This is a genomic window from Pontibacterium sp. (assembly GCF_964228735.1).
Taxonomy (GTDB): domain Bacteria; phylum Pseudomonadota; class Gammaproteobacteria; order Pseudomonadales; family Balneatricaceae; genus Pontibacterium.
Genome location: NZ_CAXRBQ010000011.1, coordinates 1 through 22009 on the forward strand (window position 1 = coordinate 1; position 22009 = coordinate 22009).

A 22009-nucleotide genomic window follows, 5' to 3' on the forward strand; every position below is an offset into this window, starting at 1 on the left:
CACCATGGGAACAGCCCACTCTTCAAAGGCGTTGCCGCCCTGCGTCTCAATCCATTCTGCCATTGTCGCATCTACCGGATCATCCGGCACGCCAAAAGGCAGTTTTGTTATGATCACTTCGGTCAAATAGTGCCCGGGCAGATCCACACCCTCTGCAAACGACGCCAAACCAAAAATAATGCTGGCCTCGTCCTTATCAATCTGTTTCTTGTGGCGGGAGATAATCTCGTGTTTTGCCAGATCCCCCTGAACAAGGACGCTATTCTTAATGGAATCGGGCAATCGTTCAAGCACTGTAAACATCTGTCGCCAGGAACTGAACAATACAAGCGCCGCTTTTGCCTTCGGCAGCTGCTGATCGAGGTATTCCGCCACCTCTTCGGTGTGCTCATCCGGGTTCTTCGGATCGGTACGCATCGCCGGTACGTAAAGCTCACCGCAGCTATAGAAATCGAATGGGCTCGCCAAACGCTCGTAGGTGGCCCCGTCCGGCAACCCCAGATCGTTGCTCAGACGGGAGAACGTACCCAGCGCAGTCAACGTCGCCGAGGTAAGGACCGCACCATAACAAGCCTGCCACAGATGCTCGCGCAACGTATCCGCTGCGGAAACCGGGCTACTGCGACACTCCATGTCATCACCATCTAAGGTTTCCACGGCGCTGATCCAACGTGCAGTGGGTGATTTTCCTTCCGGATCCGGCTTGGCGTATGACCGTGTCAGCCAGTAAACCGACTGCGCCCGGGACAGCAACACACCCACCTGCGGATACCAGCGCTCAGCAATATCCTTCTGGATATCCGCGATCTCCCCGTCCATAGACTCCTTCAGCAGATCCACGATCTGCTCAAATTTCAGCACCACTTTCTCAGAGGACGCAGCGATACCGGAACAGACATCGCGAATTTCGGGCGGCAACACGCCCTGCGCAAAACGAAAACGCTTTTCACCCTTGCCGATGCGCTCCCGGAACATACCATCCAGAATCTGCTGCATCTGCTCGAGACCCGTTTCCATATCACCAAACGGCGTTGCAAGCTTTTGCACATAGTCGGTCAATACAATGTGACCACCACAATCCTGCAGCATCTTATTCAGTGTACGCGTGGTCTTGCTCAACCAACGCTGAGAACCTCGCACCCGCATACTGTAGGCGAAGTGCCCCGTGGTCTTGTCACCAAGGTGATGGCCTTCGTCAAAGATATAAACGGTATCTGCAGGGTCTGGCAGAATTGCACCGCCACCCAGCGAGAGATCAGCCAAGACCAAGTCGTGATTTGCTACGATCAGGTCGACACTGTCCAGCGCCTGACGTGCCTGGAAGAATGGACAGATACTGAAGTGCGGACAACGCCGGTTGGTACACTGCAGGTGGTCACTGGTCAGCGGCTGCCAGACATCGTCTGCAACTGCATCTTTTAACGAATCACGATCACCGTCCCAACGCCCGGAAGCAAACTCATCCAACAGCGTCCGGTATTGCTCGACTACTTCAGGATCAAGCTTACGGGCGATTTCATCTTCATACAGCGCTATCTGACCAAGTTCGCCCTGATCTTCAAGATGCCTTTCAGCTTGTGACAGGCAGAAATAACGGCCGCGCCCTTTCGCCAGGGAGTAACGCACCACCAAACCGGCATCGGAAATTAGCTGCGGCAGGTCTTTTAGCACCAGCTGTTCCTGCAACGCTACCGTTGCGGTTGCAACCACTACCTTCTTCTTGCGGGACTTCGCGATAGGCACAGCGGAGAGCAGGTATGCCAGTGTTTTACCGGTACCTGTTCCTGCTTCGACTACACAGATATGACTTTCGCCGTCGCGTTCCCCTTCTGAGGTTTGCTTGATACCACCAAGGGTGCGGGCGATGTGTGCAACCATCTGCTTCTGGCTCACACGAGGCTTCAGTCCACGGTTTTGCAAAAAGGCGCTGTAAGCAGACTGAATTTCAGATTTTAGATTTTTATCGAGCAACGCCGGAGTCCAACTAGGTTTTGCGCAATCTTATCAAAACACTGGATATATAAACAGAAGTTGCTTTACAGAATCCGAATACTGTATATAATCACAGATACTGTATAAAAAAACAGATACAATTATGAAGCTGACTAAAAGACAAACGGAAGTTCTGGACTGCATCAAGCACTATATCGTAACCACCGGCTACCCGCCGACCCGTGCCGACATTGCACGCGAGCTGGGCTTCCGGTCTGCCAATGCAGCCGAAGAACATATGAAAGCCTTGGCGCGCAAAGGCGCGATTGAGATTATTCCTGGCACCTCCCGCGGCATCCGCGTCCCTTCTATGGAAGAAGAGAAAGACGAAGGCCTGCCCGTGATTGGCCAGGTTGCAGCAGGCTCTCCAATCCTGGCACAGGAACATATTGAAGATCACTGCACAATCTCTTCCGACTTTTTCCACCCGAAGGCGGATTACCTGCTGCGCGTGCGCGGCATGAGTATGAAAAACATCGGTATTCTGGACGGCGACCTGCTGGCAGTTCATCAGTGCCAGGACGTGCGAAACGGACAGATCGTTGTTGCCCGAATTGAAGACGAAGTGACTGTAAAACGCTTCCAGCAGGAAGGCCACATGGTGTACCTGATCGCTGAAAACGAAGAGTTTGATCCGATTGAGGTCGACCTTCGCGAGCAGAACCTGGCGATTGAAGGACTGAGCGTTGGCGTTATAAGGAGAGGAAATGACTTATGATCGGCTACCAAACTGCAGCACCTAAACTGATTCGCCCAGCCGCAACCATGCACAAACCAGTGGTTGCGCCTGTAAAGCAGAGCACAAACAACTCCGGTAAAGTGACTGAGATCATCATGCGTGATGACGAACTTAGCAACATGCCGATGCTGATGCCACTGCTGGCCCAACTCAGCCGCGATGACCGCTGGTTCGTTTGGGTTGCACCACCGGTTGTCCTGCCGAAAGCACTGCTTGCCGATGCGGGTATCGATCTGAGCAAAGTCATCCTACTCAAACCAGATGAGAACCACACCGTTTACGATCTATCTCGCCAGGCTCTCAAAGCAGGCACATGCCACGCTGTCATCACTTGGCCTGGATATCTTTCCGAAGAGGAACTGAACGACCTTGAAGATGCTGCACGCGAAGGTGCCAGCCACGGCATCGTAATTCGCGGTCGTCACAACGCCTGATTGGTGACGATTACAGATCCAGCTCTCGATAAAGGGATTTTTTCAGCCAACAGAGGGACCTGATTGGCATGAGAGAACGACAACACACCACAAACAAAAAACCGCCCGCCCAGCACCGTTGTCTATCCTGGATTCTTCCGGTCCAAAGCAACACCTACCCAACGAACGATTTACCGCGCTGAACGCTTACCCAGCGCTCGCGACTTGATACTTCTGACGCTAATGAATTGTTGGCTGAGGCTCAGCCGGTGCCTCACCCGCTGGCGAGAGACTGTAACCAGATTCTGCCACCATCTGTACGCCTGCGGTCAGCATCATACGCCCCACATCCACGTACTTCTCATCCAGCGTGTCACGCAATTCATCCGAGAATGCCACAACCATCAATGGCTCACCGTCCTCTTCAGCACGACGGATTGCCAGATCACCATTCTCCAGTTCAACTATTTCCAGCAGCGTTTCCAACTTCGAATCCACTGACACTGATTTACCACTCCTGCATGCCGGTACGAAGGCGCTCGATCAACGCGCGCATCTCATCCAGCCAGCTTTCATATTCATTGATGATCTGCCCATCTTCGGCATGATCAGGATTTACCTGCACCACGTGGATCTCTGACACACTACTGGTTTCAGTCACAGCAGCACGCTTATCACTGCCGTGCCAGCACGCTTCATAGGCCGCCAGCATCTTGTGCAGCCAACTGGTGTCGTTTTTTTCCAGCTGACCCAGCTCTTTCAGCTCGGCACCTTCGAAGCCCGCTTTTTCAAACTGCTCCATCAGCGCACGATACCCCACGAAGTGTTCGGTATCGATACGGTACAGTTCAGCAACCTCACGCAAAAATGAGTCGTAAGCGGACGCCAGATGAAACAGAACAGACTCGTTGTAGGATTCGATCAGCGCATGCTTACTCCAACCCGTCGAATTCTGTGCCTCTTTCAACGCACCGATATGGATGCGGGCAAAATTCAGTTTCTGGTTTGTCCTTGCCAGATAGATACCGCTCATCAACGTCCCCTAAACCTGTACAGGTTTGTTATTTTTTCGTGGTTTTCTTCGCCGCTTTCTTCGGCTTTGGCTGTTCCTCAACCCACTTGCCGTCAACGTAATATGCCTTCCAGCCGGTCGCCTTGCCGTTGACCTCTGTCATCACATACTGCTCTTTGGTTTTCCGGCTGTATCGGATAATGGCCGGATTACCTTCAGCATCCTGCTGCGGCGCGGAGAACAGGAACTCGTATTTTGGATCAATTTCACTCTTGTGAGGAATGATCTCGGACACTTTAGGTGCACGGGTTTCGCGATTTTTCGGGAACTGACTCGCCGCGAGGAACAGACCACTGGCGCCATCGCGCAGAATGTAGGTGTCTTCCACCTTCTCACACTGCAGCTCAGGCATTGGTACCGGATCCATCTTCGGTGGCGCTGGCTCGCCGTTTTTCAGCAGCTTACGTGTGTTCTTACACTCCGTGTTGGTGCAACCGAAGAACTTGCCGAAACGACCGGTCTTCAGCTGCATCTCGCTGCCACACTTGTCACACTCGATGCTTGGGCCATCGTAACCTTTCAGACGGTACTCACCGGTTTCCACCTCGAAACCGGAACAGTCTGGGTTGTTACCACATACATGCAGCTTACGACCCGCATCGATCAGGTAGGAATCCATCGCTGAGTCACACAGCTTACAGCGGTGCTTCTTACGCAAAATACGGGATTCTTCCTCGTCGTCGCCATCTACGCTGACAACTTCATCACCCGGTACTAGGTTGATGGTGCACTTGCAGCGCTCTTTCGGCGGCAGGCCATAACCGGAACAACCCAGGAAGACACCGGTACTGCCGGTGCGGATCATCATGTTCCGACCGCAGTCAGGGCATGCAATGTCCGTTTCGGTCGGATCGTTTGGACGCATGCCGCCTTCCGGATTCTGTGCATCATCCAAACGACGCACGAAACCTTCGTAGAAGCGGTTCAGCAGCTGGATCCAATCCGCTTCTCCACTAGCGATATCATCGAGAGATTCCTCCATACGCGCCGTGAAACTGTAGTCCATCAGATCACTGAAGTTTTCAGTCAGCCGGTCGGTAACAATGTCACCCATTTTCTGCGCGTAGAAGCGGCGGTTCTGTACCTCTACGTAACCACGATCCTGAATGGTGGATATGATCGATGCGTAAGTAGACGGACGACCAATACCACGTTTCTCCAGCTCTTTAACCAGGCTCGCTTCGGTGTAACGGGCCGTAGGTTTGGTGAAGTGCTGTTTTGGATTCAGTTCGGCCAGTTTCAGCACTTCGCCTTTCTGCACGTCTGGCAGAATTACGTCCTCTTCCCCCTTACCACGGGACGGCAGGACACGGGTATAACCATCAAAGCGCAGAATACGGCCCTTGGTACGCAATTCGAAGTCACCGGCATTCACGATAATACGAGAGCTAGTGTACTGCGCAGGCGTCATCTGACAGGCGATAAACTGGCAACGGATCAGGTCGTACAAACGCTCAGCGTCACGGTCCATACCGGTCAGCGAGGTTGGCGGTACAGTTACATCGGAAGGACGGATCGCTTCGTGTGCTTCCTGCGCGCCCTCTTTACTGGAGTAACGGTTTGGATCACCCGGCAGGTAATCGTCGCCGTAGTGTTTGCCAATATACTCACGGCACGCGGTAACTGCCTCTTCACTCAGATTGGTGGAGTCGGTACGCATGTAGGTGATATAACCGGCCTCATACAAACGCTGAGCCAGCATCATGGTCTTCTTCACGCCAAAGCCCATGCGTGTGCTCGCAGCCTGCTGCAGCGTGGAGGTAATAAAAGGTGCAGATGGTTTACTGGTTGTAGGGCGGTCTTCGCGCTTCAGAACACTGAAGGTGCTCGCACGCAGTGCATCAAGGTGCTGCTGTGTTTCCGCTTCAGAACCGGGACGAAACTCTTTGTCACCCTGCTTAGCCACCTGCAGGCGCAGCGGTTCACCGGCATCGGTCGCGGTGTCTGCGTGCACCTCCCAAAACTCTTCTGGGATAAAGGCGCGGATCTCACGTTCGCGCTCGACTACCAAGCGTACAGCAACAGATTGCACGCGACCGGCAGACAGACCACGGGCGATCTTCTCCCACAACAGTGGAGAGACCATGTAACCCACTACGCGGTCCAGGAAGCGACGCGCCTGTTGGGCGTTAACACGGTCCATATCCAGTGCGGAAGGCGCCTCAAACGCGTTCTGGATCGCTTTCTTGGTGATTTCGTTGAACACCACGCGACTGTAGCGGGATTCGTCACCGCCAATCGCTTCGCGCAGGTGCCATGCAATTGCTTCCCCCTCACGGTCCAAATCGGTCGCGAGATAGATTTGATCAGCGGACTTGGCCAAGCGGCGCAGCTCTTCAACAACCTTTTCCTTACCCGGAAGAATGTCGTAATTGGCTTCCCAATTGTTTTCCGGATTTACCCCCATCCGGGTAATTAGCTGCTCTTTCGCTTTGCGCTTTTTATATACGGCTTTTTCTTCCGGAGACATTTTCCGGGTCAGCGCGGCCTGCTTCGCCCGCTCTTTAGGATCACTTTTGGGCCCACTGCCACTCGTAGGCAGGTCACGGATGTGACCTACACTTGATTTTACAACGTACTGATTACCAAGATATTTATTAATGGTCTTGGCTTTGGCTGGTGACTCTACTATTACCAGTGACTTTCCCATGCGGGCATGATCCTTCAGGAGAACGACTTAAACTAAATTTCGGTGCATTATATAAGTACTGAAAATGCTGCGGTCAAGAAAGAATTGGTTTTTTCCTTCCCTTAATTAGGCTAATACACTTTACCGGACACGTTATTAAAGGGACAATTCGGCTGCTTTTTTCATCTCAATTTAATGGGTGTTTAGTAAGAAAATCCTATGCTGCAAGACAATCTGCTGTATGTCATTTTAATCTGTGTCGTTGGGATAATTGCCATCACGGTCAACTATCTGATCTCCACACGTGAGCAGCAAGCCGAGGCCAAAGAAAACCGCCTTAAGTGGCTGAAACAGCAGTGTGAGACGGTATTTGCAGCGCTTCGCGTACTGCGTGAAGTGGACTGCAACCCAGAGATCATCGACAAACTGAACGTTCACGCGATGGCGCTCTACGATGAACTCGCCATGCTGGCACCCGACTCAGATTTGCTGGCAAGCATGACGCAGTTAAAAGAGACTGCGGATCAGGCCCTGCCAGCCGAACATATGCTGGATAGTGACCGCGCATTAAAGCGTGTGCAGATCTATATCAACTTTGTTGAAAAACTGATTTTGCAGATGGCCTACGCCGGAAAAGTCAGCCCGGCCTTGGCAAAAAGTTACCGCCGCGACCTTCACCTACTAAAAATTACTGTAGTTGCTGACGCCCACATTCACCAGGGTAGCAACCTGTTGGCCCAGGGCGATAAAAACACTGCACTGTCCCATTTCAAGCATGCAAAAGCGATTTTACTTAAAGGCACCATCTCACATCAGGACCGCGCCGATCGCCTGGAGCGTGTTAACCACGAAATTGAGAAGATTCAACCGCGCCGCAACCACGGTCGCGGCACACTTGCCGACAGTATCGACAAACTGATGTAACAAAACCTGCGATTCAAGATGTGATCATCTTGAATCGCGGAACAGACTCTCCACCGTCAACAGACACGGTTTCACAAAACATTTCCAGTGGGCGAACCCAAACACCTTCGTCGCCATAGCACTGCTTGTAAACCACCAGCCACTCTTCGGTTTCAGAGTGTCGCGCACAGTGCAGCACTTCGTATTCCGCCCCTTTGTAATGCTTATATCGCCCCGGTTGCGGGAGATCGGTTGCTTTCATGCTACTTCCTTTGATTATTTTTACCTAAGCGACTGCCACCGCTTAATGATCAGACTTTTGCCTCAACAATACGGTCCAGCTGTGTTTTGATCAGCTCCAGATCGTCAAAGGTACCCTCTTCATCCCAGTGCGCAGTCACGTGGATATGGGTAGATTCGATAGACGATACTCCCGTTGGCAGCGCATCGATCACCTCTTTCAACAACTGCTGGCTCGCCTCTGAAAGCACACCCTCACCAAAGCCCCAGCTCCAGCCGTCCGGCAGACCGTCATTGGCAATCGCTTCAACACGGAATGCATGCCAAGGCTGCAGCAGCGCAGCCGCTTTTTTATCCATATTGTGACGATAGAGGCGATAAGCCATCACCGAGTATTTTTCAGCGTCCACCTCGCCTGCGGCCCTAGGCGCGGTAAGCCTTACCATCTGCACCTGAAACCCCATAGGCTTGGCTTTTGCTCGTAACTGGGCCTGGAAACGCTGTCTTGGTGTCGGCATCACCCACATAATTGAACCAACCAAAGACAACATAACCACAATGATGATTGCCCATTTCATATAAACTCTCCGATGTTGATGGTGATCAAAGCCTCGCCACGCCGGCGGCGGCTCCCTATGCTACTCTCTAAGTGAGTCAAACAGAAGGAATGCGATATGAGCCTGTACGGAAAAATTCTTCTAGCCCTAGACCTCTCCGCCGAATGCGATCAACTGATCGGAAAGGCCCGGGAGATAGCTTCCGCAAACTCAGCTGAGCTGTACCTGCTACATGTGATTGAGCCGCTCAGTTTTGCCTATGGCGGCGACGTACCGATGGACCTGACCACTATCCAGGAACAGCTGGACGAGCATGCTCACAGCCGCCTGAAAAAGTACGCTGAGAAGATGGACTATCCGGTCAAAGAGCAGATGGTTATTACTGGTCATACCGAAACTGAAATCCACCGACTGGCAAAGGAAAAAGAGATTGATCTCATCGTTGTCGGCAGCCATGGCAGACACGGCTTGGCGCTTCTGTTGGGCTCCACTGCCAACAGCGTTTTGCATGGCGCAAGCTGCGATGTACTGGCCGTCCGCGTACACGAGGAAAAATAGCGCTGCAAGCTGACAGATACAGATAGGGCAGTCTTTCGACTGCCCTTTTTTGTTTTATCTGTAGTCAGGCATCGCCTTCCTGCATCGCTTCAAGCTCCACCCAGCGCTCCATCAGCGCTTCTACCTTCTCCTCCTGAGTCTGCAACTCAGCAAGTTTGTCGGACACCAGCTGATGGTCTTTTTGGTAAAAATCAGGTGCCGCTGTTTCTTCCTGCAGCGCAGCCAACGCAGTTTCCGCCTCTTCCAGCTGCTCCGGCAGGCTATCCAGCTCACGCTGCAACTTGTAGCTCAGCTTTTTCTTGGCTTTAGGTGCAGCTTCGGCCTTAGACTTCTCAGCCGCTTTCGGCTGCGGTTTAGCCTTCACCTCTTCCACCGGCTCAGGACGCTGGCGCAGCCAATCGTTGTATCCGCCCACATATTCACGTACCCGGCCGTTGCCTTCAAACGCCAGAGTGCTGGTCACTACGTTGTCGAGGAATGATCGATCGTGGCTTACCAGCAGGACGGTTCCGTCAAAGTCCAACAGGATCTCTTCCAACAATTCCAGGGTTTCAATATCCAGGTCGTTGGTCGGTTCGTCGAGCACCAGAATATTGGCGGGCTGACTAAACAGCTTGGCCAGCATCACACGGTTACATTCCCCCCCGGATAACGCTTTCACTGGTGTGCGGGATCGCTCTGGCGAGAACAGGAAATCGCTCAGATAGCTGATCACATGGCGCTTGCGACCATTGAGCTCGATGCTCTCACGGCCCTGGGCGATGTTGTCGATGATGCTCTTTTCCATATCCAGCTGGCTGCGCAGCTGGTCGAAGTAAGCAACTTTCAGATTGGTACCAACACGCACATCACCTCGCTCGGGATTCAGCTTGCCAAGAATGATGTTCAGCAGCGTACTCTTACCGGCACCGTTTGGACCAATCAGACCTACACGGTCACCACGCTGCAACAGGAAATCCAGGTTGCTAATCAGACTGCGTCCGTCATAGGAATGAGACACCGCGGTCAGTTCAGCAACCAGCTTACCGCTCTTCTGCGCCTCTTCCATATTGAATTTGGCTTTGCCCTGACGGTTACGACGATCCGCACGTTCGTTACGCATCGCTTTCAGCGCACGTACACGCCCTTCATTACGGGTGCGGCGTGCCTTGATACCCTGACGAATCCACGCCTCTTCCTGGGCCAAACGCTTGTCGAACAGCGCATTGTTACGCTCTTCCTCTTCCAGCAGCTTCTCTTTCTGCTCAAGGTAGGTGGTGTAGGAACCCGGGAAGGAGGTCAGAACACCACGGTCGAGCTCAACAATACGGGTCGCCAGTTTTTCGACCAGTGCACGGTCGTGCGAAATGAACAACAAGCCGCCGTTAAAGTTCAGCAACTGCTGCTCCAGCCACTCGATGGTTTCGATATCCAAGTGGTTGGTCGGCTCGTCCAGCAACAGCAACTGTGGCTCCTGCACCAACGCTGCGCCCAACGCGGCACGACGCCGCCAGCCACCGGACAGTTGGGACATCAGTTTGTCACCCGGCAGGTTCAGACGATCCAGAATCTGCTGTACGCGCTGCTCAAGATGCCAGCCGTCGAGCGCTTCTATCTTATGCTGCAACTCTTCCAGTTCAGACAGGTCTGCGCCATCTGCCTTGGCCGCCAGCTCATCGTAAGCTTCACGCAGCACCACGATATCTGCCAGACCTTCACTCACCACTTCACGTACGCTACGCTCATCTGCGGCGGGCATCGCCTGCGGCAGTTCCGCAATACGACAGGCCGGATCACACCAGAATTCGCCGCTGTCGGTTGCCTGCTTGCTGCCTATCACTTTCAGCAGGGTAGACTTACCAGCACCGTTCAGTCCGACCAGCGCCACGCGCTCACCCGGATCGATCTGGAAATCCACATGATCCATCAACGGCTTAGCGCCAAATGCTACAGAAACTTTGTCTAGACGAATTAGGGGCATAGTACTCTCTGGTGCAACCACAATTTGGGAGCGCATATTCTACTTGAAAAACACTCATCAAGGGCAAAAACCATTTAATTCCCGCTCTCTCCTGCCGTATAAATACGTATGACCTCGGCCCATCGCTTTTTGAACTTACCCGGCCGAGGGGATACTAAGATTCTTATCAAGCTTCAATGAGTTCCGGGATATGCCGCAATATTGCCGGATGTGGTTATACTCATGAGTAATGCGGACCACAATGCAGCAATGATGCAGCAAAAAGGATGCCCACCATGCGACGCTTTGCGCTTTGCCTAACCCTGGCCATTACCGCTCCATTAAGCCAGGCGACGACTCTTGACCAACAGCGTGTGCAGTTCAAAGCCAGTTACGAACTCATAAAACACGGCAAACTCACCTCTTTACAGAAAGCGCCCGACTCCCTGAAGGAGTATGCGCTGTACCCGTACCTGGAATTTGAACTCAACAAAAAAAACCTAAGCCACACCAAGCAAGCCCAGATCGACAGTTTCGCCAAACGTTATGCCGACACCCCACTACCGTGGCAGCTTAATCGCGCTTGGCTGTCTTACCTGTATAAAAACAAGCGCTGGAAAGATTACCGAGCAGCCTACAAGCAACACCCGGTAAAAAACGACCTCTACAGCTGCCGCTTGCAGGTAGCCCGACTCAAGAGCGGCGCTAAAAAACAAGCACTTAAAGCAGCTGAGTCCCTATGGCTGGTGCCACACTCCCAGCATGACGCATGCGACCCGCTGTTTGATGCCTGGAAGAAAACCGGACAACCTAACTCGGCACTGGCACTGAAACGTTTTTGGCTCGCCGCTGAAAAAGGCAATACGCGCCTCGCCCGCTTTATTGAGCGCTCCATTAAAAATAAAACACATAAGGCCCAAGCTGCGGTGTTCTGGAAAATCCGCAAAGATCCAACGCAAGTCGCCAAGCTCAGTAAAAAGCAGCTCACCGGAAAAGCCCGCGCAATCGCGCTCACCTATGCCTACAAGCGCTGGTCGCTCAAGGATCGAGTTGCGGCAACCAACTCATGGCTCAAGCAACGTAAAACCCTGAGTAAAGCCGAACAAAGCTATCGCGAGAGCCTGGACCGCACGCTTGGTCTGCGCCTTGCCGCCAACTACGACGAAAAAGCTGCAACCCTGATCGCAAAACTGGACCCCAACTACCAGATCAAGGACGTCACCGAGTGGCGCATCCGTGTTGCGCTGAGCCAACAGGACTGGAAACAGGTATCCCATACGATCAGCAAACTGCCTCCGAATGAGCAGGAAAACGATCGTTGGGTGTACTGGAAAGCGATCGCTGACAGCCAACTCGATAAGAGCATCCCAGTAAAGAAAAAGCTGGCCGCCGTTTCGCAAGAACGCAGCTTCTATGGTTTCCTGGCCGCAGAGCTTAATAACCAGCCATTTGCACTGAACAAGCAGTCGATCCCACTGCAGAAACCGGTGATGGGCAAACTGGAATCGATTCCAGGCCTTATTCGCGCGCGCGAACTACATCAGATGAATTTGATTGTTGCCGCCAACCGTGAATGGCGGCTGGTGGAAAAAAGCCTGAGCAAAGAGCAGAAATTGATGGCTGGCTACCTGGCCCTAAGCTGGGGCTGGCACAACCGCGCCATCAATGCCGCTATCTCCACCGGTCAGTGGGACGAGCTGAGCATCCGCTTCCCATCGCCACACAAGCAGCTATTCGAGAAAAACGCTCGTCAGCGCAAAATTGATCTGACCTGGCCGCTGGCTATTGCCCGTCAGGAAAGTGCATTTCTCAAAAATGCCAAGTCCCACGCGGGTGCCCGAGGCCTGATGCAACTGATGCCAAATACGGCTAAACGCACCGCCAGGAAGCACAAGATTCCGTACAAGCGTTTGAGCCAGCTTAATCAGCCACAGACCAATATCGCACTGGGTACCGCATACCTGGGCGAGATGTACAACCTGTTCGACAATAACAAAGCATACGCTACCGCAGCCTATAACGCCGGCCCACACCGCGTTAAGAAATGGCTAAATGACCGCGGACATCTGCCATTGGATATCTGGATCGAAACGATTCCATTTAAGGAAACCCGTCGTTACGTGCAAAACGTACTGGCGTTCCGTGTGATCTACGACCGGATGTCTGGCCGTAGCGGCAACCTGCTGAGTGACCATGAGGAAAAACTGCTCGCACTCAACGCCAAAGAGGACGATTCCAACGCCCTCTAAACAGACAAACCCTGCAATGCTATACGGATAGCCAGCCCAAGCTGGCTTCCGTATAATCCAGCCGGTTTTTATTTCCTGCGGAACGGTGGTTATGTCTCAACAGTGGATCGATATCGGTGTCAATCTGACCGATTCAGCGTTTAACAAAGACCTGGAAGATGTGCTGGAGCGCGCCGTCGAAAACGGCGTGACACAGATGATCGTGACCGGTACGACAGCGGATGAGAGCGAACAAGCTGTAGCGCTGTGCGCGAAATACCCTGAAGTATTACACTGCACCGCCGGTGTACACCCGCACTACGCCAGCGAATTCACCACAGAGACAGAGCAAGTCCTGCGCGACCTCTACAAAGAACCCTCCGTAGTCGCTGTCGGTGAAACAGGACTGGATTTCAACCGCAACTTCTCAACACCGGAACAGCAGATCAAAGCATTTGAGGTTCAATTGGAACTGGCAGCGGAGTGTGGTTTGCCGCTCTTTTTGCATGAGCGTGACGCATTCAAAACCCAGGTGGAGATGCTTAAGAGCTACCGGGATCAGATTTCCAATGCGGTCGCCCACTGCTTTACCGGCGAAAAAGAAGCACTGTACGGTTATCTGGACTTGGATCTGTACATTGGAATCACCGGCTGGATCTGCGACGAGCGCCGCGGCAGCCACCTCCACCCGTTGCTGAAGGACATCCCTACAGATCGCCTGATGCTGGAAACAGACGCCCCTTATTTGCTTCCACGCGACCTGAAACCAAAACCCAAATCCCGCCGGAACGAACCCCTGCACCTGCCGCATATCGCCCAAAAAGTCGCCTCACTGGTCAACAAACCGGTTGAGCAAGTGAGCGAAGAGACACTGCAAAATACGCGACGGTTTTTCGGTATTTAACCTGGCGTAAAGCGTACTGCCCTACCCGGCATCTGCGGGTAGGGACGCCAGGAACACACGCAACTGCTCCTCATCAAAAGGCCACCCCAACTCTTTACCGGACGCTTCATCCACCAGCACAGGAATGCGAACACCATACTGGTCCACCAGACGGTCATCTTCAGCAATATCAACCACATCCACCACAAAACGGCTTGGGTCCATATGTTGAACCAGAATCTCGGCTGCCACATCACATAGGTGACAACCCAAGGTGCTCATCAACAGCATTTCTCTCATCAATAAAATCCGCCATAACGCCGAGAAAACATATTCAGCGATGATCCTAAGGGCTCCGGACCATATTCACCAGCCCGATTTTAAGGAAATTCCTCCACCAACGATCAAGTTTCACTACCGTTCGTCGACAACAAAACAAACACTGCGCTCAAAAACCATGTCGCATAACACGCCCCTTATGCATGGAACCCACCGTTCCGCCCCAAAGGCAAAACGTGACTAAGCCCGACACATACGAGCCCGCAGGATACAAAACACCCTCGATAACGCTTACAATTCGTGGGAGATTGGCTCCGAAGCCAGAAAAGTAGCCGTGCAAACGGTTGAGCGGAAGGAAAACATGAAACCGAGTATTACGCCGATAGACCGGGAGATCCGTCTGGGCGAGGACGAGTTCATCGTCAGCAAAACAGACACTAAAGGCATCATCACCTACTGTAACCGCGTTTTTATGCACATTGCGGGTTACAGCGAAGCAGAACTTCTTGGCACCCAACACAACATCGTACGCCACCCTGATATGCCCCGCGGCGTTTTCCGCTTTCTGTGGCAAACCCTGCAGGACGGAGAGGAATTCTTCGGATACGTAAAAAACATGTGCAAAAGCGGTGCTTACTACTGGGTTTTTGCCAACGTCACTCCAGACTACGATCCCAACGGTAAAATCGTGGGTTATTACTCGGTACGCCGTAAACCCAGTGATACTGCCATCGCTGCAATTGCGCCCATTTATCAGGAGATGCTCGCCCTGGAAAAGCAGGTCGGCCCAAAAGATGCACCCGATGCATCGATCCGACTATTGCAAGAGAAGCTGGAAAGCCTGGGCACCTCATACAACGATCTGGTCATGAGCCTGGATAAATAAGCACCGCATCTATGAATAAGCATAAGAACTATCAAAACGGTACCAGTCAGGGCATTCCGATGCTGCGTACCCGTAACCGCATCATCGCCATCTCTATCCCGCTGTTGACGCTGTGTACCATAGCCACTGTAGCATTTACCTCCGGCTTTCATTGGTGGCTAATCGTACCTATGGGTTTTGCCATTGGTCTGGGTACCTATTCCTACATCAGCCAAAACCACGCTGTGGACGGCCTGGAACGTATTTTTTCCACCCTGAAAGACGCTAATAAGGGCAACCTAAGCGGACGTATCACCCGCATGGCGGGTCTTGGCGAAGTCGGCATGGTGGCCTGGGAGCTTAACGACCTGCTGGATCGCGTGGAGTCCTACCTACGCGAGGTAGATTCCTGCTTCAAACACGTTTCAGAGGGCAATTATGACCGTTTGGCGCTGTACAAAGGGCTGCCAGGACAGCTACGTCAGTCCCTTATCCGAATTAACGAATCACTTGCCAAGATGCAGGCTGGCCAGGAGTTTCTTGCTGCCAACGCATTGCACTCTGAACTGCACAACCTGAATACCCAGCACCTGATCAGAAACCTGAAGCTAACCCAGGAAGATTTGGTCAAAATCTCTGACGAGATGGCTCAGGTCGAAGATATCGCCTACCGAAACGGTGAAGTGGCCGTGGGCAGCCAGGGCGCCGTTGATGGCATGGCCACCTCCCTGAAAGGGATCATGCACAACATCCAGTCGGTCAGCGAGGTGATCCACCAGTTGGAAGAGGACAGCCAGCGTGTCACCGAGTCACTTTCCATCATCACTGATATCGCCGACCAAACCAGTCTGCTGGCGCTCAACGCAGCGATCGAAGCCGCACGCGCCGGCGAGCAGGGCCGTGGATTCGCCGTTGTAGCCGATGAAGTAAAAGCGCTGTCCAACCGCACCAAGGAAGCAGCAATTGACGTCACGCATACGATCGAAAGCTTCAGTCAACGCGTACAGGAGATGGTTGAACAGTCCGCCTCCTCAACCCAGGCAGCCACCCAGGTAACCGGCCAGATTGAGGACTTCCGCCAGCAGTTCAGCGAGATCGCAACCTCCGCAGAAGACACCAAACGTTACGTCTCTTACGCCAAAGATCGCACCTTCGGTTCGCTGGCCAAAGCCGACCACGTGATCTTCAAGCAGAACGGTTATCTGGCCCTGGATACCCGTGAAAATCGCGACCAGGAAATCACGGCGATTTCCAAAACCCACACCGAATGCCGACTGGGTAAATGGTACTACGACGGGCTCGGCGAAGAGCAGTTTCGACATACGTCTAGCTATAAGGCACTTGAACTTCCTCATGCGGCAGTGCACCATGCTGTACAGCAGGCGGTATCTTTACGCGACGAAAATTGGCAGAAACATGCCGAAATTCGCGAAAAGATCGTTGATGCCATGCGTAATGCAGAAGAAGAAAGTTACAAAATACTGCAATATATCGATGACATGATTGAGGAACGTCATTCGATAGATGGATCTGGCCAGCGCTGATTCAGCACTGAATGGCGTCACCCATGTAGTAACGGGTTAATTTCTTTCCAGCTCTGTCTCGGGAATGACGTGGACTAAGTCCATCAGTTCTATCTGTTGTGTACCGCGCTACAGAGAGGCGGATAGGCACTAAAAAAGGCGTATTTATGGAAAACAAAAGCAGCATGCTCTCCAACCCGCAAGAGTTTATTGACTACGTTAACAAGGAGACGCAGAAGGTTCTGGAAATGTTCTCCGCGACTGGCGGCGATGACATCATGAGCTCCTTCACTAAGTCCTGGACGGACCTGGCGACACGCTCTTGGGAAGATCCTTCCGTTTGGGTACGTGCGATTACCGAGTACCAGACCAGCCAGATGAACCTCTGGAAAAACCTGCTTTCTGGCAGCGCTGCTCAGAACCCAGTCGCAGAACCTGCACGTGGCGACCGCCGCTTCCAGGCTGACGAGTGGTCTCAGAATCCAGTATTCGACTACATCAAGCAGTCCTACCTGTTGACCTCCAACCTGCTGAACGAGATGGCATCCAACGCAAACCTGGATGACGGCCAGCAGAAACAGCTGGAGTTCTACACCCAGCAGTACATCGACGCAATGTCTCCAACCAACTTTGCGCTGACCAACCCTGAAGTACTGCAGCAGGCGATGGAAACCAAAGGTGAGAGCCTGGTTAACGGCCTGAAGAACCTGCTGGGCGACCTGGACAAGGGCCGCATCTCCATGACCGACGAGAGCGCGTTCACCCTGGGTGAACACCTGGCGATGACTGAAGGCTCCGTGGTATTTGAAAACGACATGTTCCAGCTGCTGCACTACAAGCCAAGCGGCGAACAGGTTTTCGAGCGTCCGACGCTGATCGTGCCGCCTTGCATCAACAAGTTCTACATTCTGGACCTGCAGCCACACAACTCCTTCGTGAAGTACTGTGTCGACCAAGGTCAGAACACCTTCCTGGTATCCTGGCTGAACCCAACGCCGGAACAAAGTGATATCAGCTGGGATGACTACGTAGGCGACGGTGTCCTGAAAGCAATTGAAGTTGTAAACAGCATTGCAGGTACCGATAAGCTGAACGCTGTAGCATGGTGTATCGGCGGTACGCTTCTGGCATCCTCTCTGGCAGTGATGGCCGCACGCAAGGACACTTCTGTAGCATCTGCAACTTTCCTGACCACCCTGACCGATTTCCAGGATCCAGGCGACTTGTGTGTCTTCATCGACAAACAGCAGGTCAAGCGTCTGGAAGATAAAGTGAACAGCAACGGTGTCCTGAACGGCCGTGAGCTGGCTACCTCTTTCAACATGTTGCGATCCAACGATCTGATCTGGTCTTACGTGGTCAACAACTACCTGAAAGGTCAGACACCACCACCGTTCGATATCCTGTACTGGAACAGCGACTCCACCAACCTGCCGGCCAATATGTATACCTTCTACATCAACAAGATGTATCTGGAAAACAAACTGGCAGAAAAAGATGGCCTGACCATCTGCGGTGAGAAAGTGGATCTGGGCAAAGTGAAGATCCCTGTGTACTTCCTGTCCACCATCGAAGACCACATCGCGCCTTGGAAAGGCACCTTTGTGGGTACCGAGCTATTCAAAGGCAACATTGAGTTCGTACTGGGTGCAAGCGGCCACGTTGCGGGGGTTATCAACCCGGCATCAAAAAACCGCCGTAACTACTGGACCAAGGGAGAGCTGGGCCAGGGTGCGGACCACTGGCTGGATACAGCCGAGAAGCAGGACGGTTCCTGGTGGCCTCACTGGTCTGAGTGGCTGAAACGTCGTGCAGGCAAGAAGGTAGAAGCGCCAGTAACACTGGGCAACGCTGAATACAAAGAGATCGAACCGGCTCCAGGCCGTTACGTGAAAGCACGCGAGTGCTAATCACACCTCTTGAATGCACACTAAAAACCGGAGCTTAGCCTCCGGTTTTTTCTTTCCCCGACCATCCTTACATGCTAGCCCCGCTTATTCTCCTCGCGCCCCAAGGGCCGGGTGACACTTTCATCACGCATTAAACCGGCAGGTCGGCCTAAATCACCACTTGGGTAATGGCACACCCCTTGAGGAAAGATTCGCGTTAAGTCCTCGCTGTATGGACGCATATCGACCGTGCCGTAGACACCCCGCTCTAGCGCCTGCTCGATTGTCTGCAGATGGCACTTAAAGATAGACCCTGTAACGGGTGCCCCGGCAACCATTCTGGATTCACGATAAAACGGATACCGTTGCGTACATCTACCATCTGGCTTACGGTTCCATTCTCCGTCCCATACTGACACCCCTTCCGCAATCACCGTGCCCTTGCTATCAAAGCAACGATCCTGCGCATCCACAGGACGGTTCTCCCCAGCACTCTTGTCCGGATGCTGCTGAATGTTATTCAGCCAGCGATCAAGCAACGCAAACGCTTCAGGCACCGGTTCGTGGGGACGACGTGTCATCCAGATCAATTGATTAGCCGCCTCCCCCTGCCCTTCGAGCAGGCGCTGTCTGGCCGATAGCGAAGCAAAGCTATGATGCATATCCAGCGTATCGTCTAGATAATGCCGTAGGTCGATGATAGGAATATCGGCATAGCCTACGAACACCTGGCCAGAGCGGTAAGCCGCCTGAATCGCAGGAAGATGCGCTTCACTGCGTGGAGCCGGGGTCTGCCCCTTATCAGGACTTAAGCGCATATTGTGCTGCCCCCACGGGGAAAAGTTGATCAGTCCGGCCATTCCGCCAATGCCACCCAATTTCCAGTAACGCTCCGGCGCCATCTGCTGCGGTGGCTTCCAACTCCCAATGTTTGCGTTCAGGTGCAGGAACTCTTTGGGGTTAATATCACCGGCTTTTAAGGCCTCCAATCCATACTGCACCCCCACATTATCCCAGGTTTGATGGGCGAAACCGTACTGATTGGTACCCAATACGTATTTCATATCATCCCAATAGGTCCAATGTTCACTTTCCAGCACATCTCGACTGTAGCGTCCGGCGTGATAGAGATAACGGGGATTGTTCACCAATGAAGTCAGCCCCCGCCATGCTTTGACACACTCATTACTACCGGAAGCCAGATGCGGTGATCTTTGACGAACGAGTAATGCCAGGTCATACAACACGTCACGCATTGTAAATTCGACCTCGGCCGCATTCAGTCCCGCGATCCGTTGACGCATTTTCCAGTCACGCCATGCAGGATTGCTGCTTGCCAGCACATCAAAGTAGTACTCAAGCAGTTCACAATCGAACACATAGTTGGTTTGCGTGATCATGTCGGGATAGGAATAAAGCGGGATAGCCGCGTCCAGTAATCCGGGCAGGTTCTGAGCAATCAGGTACTGCTGAATTGCACCACCCGAGCCGCCGATTCCCACCGTATACTCCGGCTCACCGTAACGCGCTATAAATTGCCGCTTCACCCGCGCTGCAGTTTCTTCTGCCAACCAGATGTTGTAGTGATTTGACGTTTGATTTGCCGTTGAATAGGCAACGGCATAGCCATCACTCAGTTGCGCTTTTCGTCGTTTGAGCAAGCCCTCAATGGCCAACCGCCCCTGCACTTTCCCAATCCCGACGCCACCGCGGAATTGATAGATCAAGCGCTTATTCCACAATGCCGGATCCGGTTGTTCAGTGACACCTGCACTAACCTCCTCAGCAGGCGCGAGTGCTGCTAAAGCGTATATAAAACGGTTAATCGATCCGGTTTCCACTCGTACGATAAAGGGTACTGTTTTGCCCCCGACAGATGCGCTGGCGATATCATCGCGCATGCCATCGAGCGGTTTAAACCCCTCTGAATCTTCAGGCAGATAGTAGTAACTGACCTGCGTAGGGATGAGGCAGTCCTTGCTGTAGCCAATCACTTGTCCCGTCTTACGCCCGTTCATTTCCTTAAAAACCGGGATTCCAATCTTATGCTGGTTATCAACAACAGGCTGCCCCAAATGAGAGTCTTCGGTTCTGCAATAGAAAGGATATTGGGGCGGGCCGGCGTATAGGTGCTCGTGAGGGCCAATTTCACCGATCGGGATTGGATAAACGTAGGGATCCTCGATTCGATCCAATAAACGGGGATGAACACCGCTATATGGCGCCAGATTTGTCAACGGCTTATCATCAGGCGGAATCCCCTCAACCGGATTACTCACCACAGGGCGGTCCAGCAGCAAACTCAATACCCCGTAGCCTGCTAGCATCAATACCGCCACCAAAGCCAGTAACAAGGCCATCGCCTTGCCCACCAAACGCCATAATCTGACACGATGCAGCATAACCGCCCCACCCCGAAAAAAATCTACGCTAAGATCAATATAGTGACTGTTAGAACAGCTGTGCACTAATTGCTCAATCAGTGATAAAGGAACTACACTTTTTGTTAACACCTGTTTCTATATGACAACAGGTAAGCCCTTCTATTCACAAAGGAGCAACCCGATGGACAGACGTAGCCAGAGGCGACGCTATCATCCGGATACGGGCATCCGGATTTTGCGTCTTTTCGCCGTCACCCTGATGTTCGGACTGATTTCAGCTTGCTCTACTCAGCAAAATCACTCCACAGCCCAACACCAAGCGATTGATCTAGCTCCCAATGCGCTGCCCAAGTATGGCGTAGCCTTTGTTAGCCCTTCGACCGTCACCGGACGCGAAGAAGACAAGCAGGCGCTGGCATTTATCGTCGCCCAGGTACTCCTGAAGGAACGCCCGGATATCAGACAGGTTTCATTGCCCCAGGCACTGGGTGCAATCAACAATGCCGGCCTGGCATCCGACTACAAACAGATGGTCATTGATTACCAGACCACGGGCATTTTTAGTCGCAACACTCTCGTCAATATTGGCGATGCCGTGAATGCGCGATATCTCATTCAGGTCAATCTTGCCAGCTTCAATCAAGGCAGCCGCGGCCGGTTCAGCCTACTCGGATATCGCCTCTTTCAAACCAAGCTTGCCGACATCCGGATGTTTATTCAGATCTGGGACACTTCAACCGGCATGATTGCCTGGGAGGGCGTTGAAGAACTGATCCTTGCAGAGGAAACTCACAGCGAAAAGGTGATCAATTTCACCACTGTCGTTGAAGAATCTGCGCGAAATTTGATCGCGTTACTGCCTGAGTCTTCCGAAAGTACCGATCAGTTGTCGCAGAACACTCCTGCCCAGTGATAC

Annotated in this window: 19 protein-coding genes; 10 read left to right on the forward strand and 9 right to left on the reverse strand. The window is 52.8% G+C overall.

Annotation, left to right across the window (positions count from 1 at the left end; all coding sequences use genetic code 11):
* Positions 1–1971: ATP-dependent DNA helicase DinG (gene dinG, locus ACEQ15_RS01050; RefSeq protein WP_370277115.1), on the reverse strand; the 1971-nt coding region annotated here is incomplete at its 3' end.
* A gap of 121 nt (positions 1972–2092) precedes the next feature.
* Between dinG and lexA the strand changes: the two genes are divergently transcribed.
* Together lexA and ACEQ15_RS01060 are read left to right on the forward strand one after the other, a co-directional pair.
* A complete protein-coding gene (lexA, locus tag ACEQ15_RS01055) occupies positions 2093–2710 on the forward strand; it encodes a transcriptional repressor LexA (protein WP_370277145.1) in 618 nt (205 codons plus the stop codon).
* Positions 2707–3165, forward strand: coding sequence for a cell division inhibitor SulA (locus tag ACEQ15_RS01060; RefSeq protein WP_370277116.1), 459 nt, complete (start codon positions 2707–2709; stop codon positions 3163–3165). The genes lexA and ACEQ15_RS01060 overlap by 4 nt, the downstream gene beginning before the upstream one ends.
* A gap of 219 nt (positions 3166–3384) precedes the next feature.
* On the opposite strand, the gene ACEQ15_RS01065 is transcribed toward ACEQ15_RS01060, so the two are convergent.
* The 3 genes from ACEQ15_RS01065 to topA are packed head-to-tail and all read right to left on the reverse strand — an operon-like array spanning position 3385 to position 6866.
* Positions 3385–3648 carry a hypothetical protein gene (locus tag ACEQ15_RS01065; protein ID WP_370277118.1) on the reverse strand — a complete coding sequence of 88 codons (264 nt, stop codon included), beginning with the start codon at positions 3646–3648 and terminating at the stop codon, positions 3385–3387.
* A 4-nt stretch (positions 3649–3652) separates the two neighbouring features.
* Positions 3653–4177 carry a DUF6586 family protein gene (locus ACEQ15_RS01070; protein ID WP_370277120.1) on the reverse strand — a complete coding sequence of 175 codons (525 nt, stop codon included), beginning with the start codon at positions 4175–4177 and terminating at the stop codon, positions 3653–3655.
* Positions 4178–4205: 28 nt separating this feature from the next.
* Positions 4206–6866: a type I DNA topoisomerase gene (gene topA / locus ACEQ15_RS01075; protein WP_370277122.1), complete on the reverse strand. Its 2661-nt coding sequence runs from the start codon at positions 6864–6866 to the stop codon at positions 4206–4208.
* A gap of 198 nt (positions 6867–7064) precedes the next feature.
* On the opposite strand from topA, the gene ACEQ15_RS01080 reads away from it, so the two are divergent.
* On the forward strand, positions 7065–7769 hold the full coding sequence (locus ACEQ15_RS01080; RefSeq protein WP_370277123.1) for a DNA topoisomerase I: 705 nt from the start codon (positions 7065–7067) through the stop codon (positions 7767–7769).
* A 13-nt stretch (positions 7770–7782) separates the two neighbouring features.
* On the opposite strand, the gene ACEQ15_RS01085 is transcribed toward ACEQ15_RS01080, so the two are convergent.
* Both ACEQ15_RS01085 and ACEQ15_RS01090 read right to left on the reverse strand, forming a co-directional pair.
* On the reverse strand, positions 7783–8010 hold the full coding sequence (locus ACEQ15_RS01085) for a DUF1653 domain-containing protein (RefSeq protein ID WP_370277125.1): 228 nt from the start codon (positions 8008–8010) through the stop codon (positions 7783–7785).
* Positions 8011–8059: 49 nt separating this feature from the next.
* Positions 8060–8566 carry a hypothetical protein gene (locus ACEQ15_RS01090; RefSeq protein WP_370277126.1) on the reverse strand — a complete coding sequence of 169 codons (507 nt, stop codon included), beginning with the start codon at positions 8564–8566 and terminating at the stop codon, positions 8060–8062.
* 96 nt (positions 8567–8662) lie between these two features.
* Here ACEQ15_RS01090 and ACEQ15_RS01095 point away from each other — a divergent pair, with 96 nt between their 5' ends.
* Positions 8663–9103, forward strand: coding sequence for a universal stress protein (locus ACEQ15_RS01095; RefSeq protein WP_370277128.1), 441 nt, complete (start codon positions 8663–8665; stop codon positions 9101–9103).
* Between the two features lie 64 nt (positions 9104–9167).
* Here the strand turns inward: ACEQ15_RS01095 and ACEQ15_RS01100 are convergent, their stop codons facing one another.
* Positions 9168–11063 carry an ATP-binding cassette domain-containing protein gene (locus ACEQ15_RS01100; RefSeq protein WP_370277130.1) on the reverse strand — a complete coding sequence of 632 codons (1896 nt, stop codon included), beginning with the start codon at positions 11061–11063 and terminating at the stop codon, positions 9168–9170.
* A gap of 275 nt (positions 11064–11338) precedes the next feature.
* On the opposite strand from ACEQ15_RS01100, the gene ACEQ15_RS01105 reads away from it, so the two are divergent.
* Both ACEQ15_RS01105 and ACEQ15_RS01110 read left to right on the forward strand, forming a co-directional pair.
* Positions 11339–13291, forward strand: coding sequence for a transglycosylase SLT domain-containing protein (locus ACEQ15_RS01105; protein WP_370277131.1), 1953 nt, complete (start codon positions 11339–11341; stop codon positions 13289–13291).
* A 91-nt stretch (positions 13292–13382) separates the two neighbouring features.
* Positions 13383–14174: a TatD family hydrolase gene (locus ACEQ15_RS01110; RefSeq protein ID WP_370277132.1), complete on the forward strand. Its 792-nt coding sequence runs from the start codon at positions 13383–13385 to the stop codon at positions 14172–14174.
* A gap of 21 nt (positions 14175–14195) precedes the next feature.
* Here ACEQ15_RS01110 and ACEQ15_RS01115 read toward each other — a convergent pair whose 3' ends face one another.
* On the reverse strand, positions 14196–14453 hold the full coding sequence (locus tag ACEQ15_RS01115; protein ID WP_370277133.1) for a glutaredoxin family protein: 258 nt from the start codon (positions 14451–14453) through the stop codon (positions 14196–14198).
* Between the two features lie 340 nt (positions 14454–14793).
* Between ACEQ15_RS01115 and ACEQ15_RS01120 the strand changes: the two genes are divergently transcribed.
* The 3 genes from ACEQ15_RS01120 to ACEQ15_RS01130 all read left to right on the forward strand — a co-directional run bounded on the left by ACEQ15_RS01120 (position 14794) and on the right by ACEQ15_RS01130 (position 18730).
* Complete coding sequence (locus ACEQ15_RS01120; RefSeq protein ID WP_370277135.1) at positions 14794–15318, forward strand: PAS domain-containing protein; 525 nt, start codon at positions 14794–14796, stop codon at positions 15316–15318.
* An 11-nt stretch (positions 15319–15329) separates the two neighbouring features.
* Positions 15330–16841: a methyl-accepting chemotaxis protein gene (locus tag ACEQ15_RS01125; protein ID WP_370277136.1), complete on the forward strand. Its 1512-nt coding sequence runs from the start codon at positions 15330–15332 to the stop codon at positions 16839–16841.
* 146 nt (positions 16842–16987) lie between these two features.
* Complete coding sequence (locus tag ACEQ15_RS01130) at positions 16988–18730, forward strand: PHA/PHB synthase family protein (RefSeq protein WP_370277137.1); 1743 nt, start codon at positions 16988–16990, stop codon at positions 18728–18730.
* A gap of 74 nt (positions 18731–18804) precedes the next feature.
* Here ACEQ15_RS01130 and ACEQ15_RS01135 read toward each other — a convergent pair whose 3' ends face one another.
* A complete protein-coding gene (locus tag ACEQ15_RS01135; RefSeq protein WP_370277138.1) occupies positions 18805–21111 on the reverse strand; it encodes a DUF6351 family protein in 2307 nt (768 codons plus the stop codon).
* Between the two features lie 163 nt (positions 21112–21274).
* Between ACEQ15_RS01135 and ACEQ15_RS01140 the strand changes: the two genes are divergently transcribed.
* Positions 21275–22006 carry a hypothetical protein gene (locus ACEQ15_RS01140; RefSeq protein WP_370277139.1) on the forward strand — a complete coding sequence of 244 codons (732 nt, stop codon included), beginning with the start codon at positions 21275–21277 and terminating at the stop codon, positions 22004–22006.
* Positions 22007–22009: the final 3 nt, after the last annotated feature.

What these genes read in the sequence shown, in the direction of transcription:
- ACEQ15_RS01100 (WP_370277130.1), bottom strand. Translation starts at nt 11,063, where the DNA reads ATGCCCCTAATTCGTCTAGACAAAGTTTCTGTAGCATTTGGCGCTAAG.
- ACEQ15_RS01060 (WP_370277116.1), top strand. Translation starts at nt 2,707, where the DNA reads ATGATCGGCTACCAAACTGCAGCACCTAAACTGATTCGCCCAGCCGCA.
- ACEQ15_RS01140 (WP_370277139.1), top strand. Translation starts at nt 21,275, where the DNA reads ATGGACAGACGTAGCCAGAGGCGACGCTATCATCCGGATACGGGCATC.
- ACEQ15_RS01085 (WP_370277125.1), bottom strand. Translation starts at nt 8,010, where the DNA reads ATGAAAGCAACCGATCTCCCGCAACCGGGGCGATATAAGCATTACAAA.
- ACEQ15_RS01090 (WP_370277126.1), bottom strand. Translation starts at nt 8,566, where the DNA reads ATGAAATGGGCAATCATCATTGTGGTTATGTTGTCTTTGGTTGGTTCA.
- ACEQ15_RS01070 (WP_370277120.1), bottom strand. Translation starts at nt 4,177, where the DNA reads ATGAGCGGTATCTATCTGGCAAGGACAAACCAGAAACTGAATTTTGCC.
- ACEQ15_RS01110 (WP_370277132.1), top strand. Translation starts at nt 13,383, where the DNA reads ATGTCTCAACAGTGGATCGATATCGGTGTCAATCTGACCGATTCAGCG.
- ACEQ15_RS01095 (WP_370277128.1), top strand. Translation starts at nt 8,663, where the DNA reads ATGAGCCTGTACGGAAAAATTCTTCTAGCCCTAGACCTCTCCGCCGAA.
- ACEQ15_RS01130 (WP_370277137.1), top strand. Translation starts at nt 16,988, where the DNA reads ATGGAAAACAAAAGCAGCATGCTCTCCAACCCGCAAGAGTTTATTGAC.
- ACEQ15_RS01125 (WP_370277136.1), top strand. Translation starts at nt 15,330, where the DNA reads ATGAATAAGCATAAGAACTATCAAAACGGTACCAGTCAGGGCATTCCG.
- ACEQ15_RS01135 (WP_370277138.1), bottom strand. Translation starts at nt 21,111, where the DNA reads ATGCTGCATCGTGTCAGATTATGGCGTTTGGTGGGCAAGGCGATGGCC.
- ACEQ15_RS01120 (WP_370277135.1), top strand. Translation starts at nt 14,794, where the DNA reads ATGAAACCGAGTATTACGCCGATAGACCGGGAGATCCGTCTGGGCGAG.
- ACEQ15_RS01115 (WP_370277133.1), bottom strand. Translation starts at nt 14,453, where the DNA reads ATGAGAGAAATGCTGTTGATGAGCACCTTGGGTTGTCACCTATGTGAT.
- ACEQ15_RS01105 (WP_370277131.1), top strand. Translation starts at nt 11,339, where the DNA reads ATGCGACGCTTTGCGCTTTGCCTAACCCTGGCCATTACCGCTCCATTA.
- topA (WP_370277122.1), bottom strand. Translation starts at nt 6,866, where the DNA reads ATGGGAAAGTCACTGGTAATAGTAGAGTCACCAGCCAAAGCCAAGACC.
- ACEQ15_RS01080 (WP_370277123.1), top strand. Translation starts at nt 7,065, where the DNA reads ATGCTGCAAGACAATCTGCTGTATGTCATTTTAATCTGTGTCGTTGGG.